2 protein-coding genes are annotated in these 538 nt (G+C 66.9%); both read right to left on the bottom strand.

All coding sequences use genetic code 11. From position 1 onward, the window contains the following. On the bottom strand, positions 1-138 hold a 138-nt coding region (locus R5W23_RS11345; RefSeq protein ID WP_320686416.1), incomplete at its 3' end, for a prepilin-type N-terminal cleavage/methylation domain-containing protein. Between the two features lie 87 nt (positions 139-225). Further along, on the bottom strand, positions 226-538 hold a 313-nt coding region (locus tag R5W23_RS11350; protein WP_320686415.1), incomplete at its 5' end, for a hypothetical protein.

The raw sequence follows: 538 nt of genomic DNA on the forward strand, positions 1-538 counted from the left end.
CTGCCGGAGCTGGTTGTGGCACCGCATCCGCGCGGCGGCGGCGCGGGCCTTCTGGGCGGCCGGCAGGAGGAGCGCGATGAGGACGCCGATGATGGCGATCACGACGACGATCTCGATCAGGGTAAGCCCGCGCCGCATGGGATCTTCTCCGGTCGCTGGAAGTGGCACGCCGTGCCCCGGCGGCCGGTACGATGGCCGCCGGGGCGTTCGATCCGTCGTTGGGCGCTACGGCGCCACAACGTCAACCTCTTCCTCGCCCCCCGGCGCCGGCGCCCTGGGCTTGGTCTTCACCTTGACCGCTTCCGTGGTCCGGTAGGCATAGTCTTGCGGCAGCGCGTTCTTGACGAACTTGAACTTGGCCTCCACGTAGTACTCGGTATCGGGGTCGAGACCGGTTACGTTCGCGCTCCAGAGATTCCCGTCTTGTGTTGAGCCAGCGATTCCCTTGATGAAGTCCCCCTTGGACCCGTCGGCTTTGACCTTGTAGAGCCGCAGTTCGACGGGGTCTCTGGCGGCCTTGCGCCAGCCGTCCGGAACC

The organism is Gemmata algarum (assembly GCF_034097035.1).
In the GTDB taxonomy this organism is placed as follows: domain Bacteria; phylum Planctomycetota; class Planctomycetia; order Gemmatales; family Gemmataceae; genus Gemmata; species Gemmata algarum.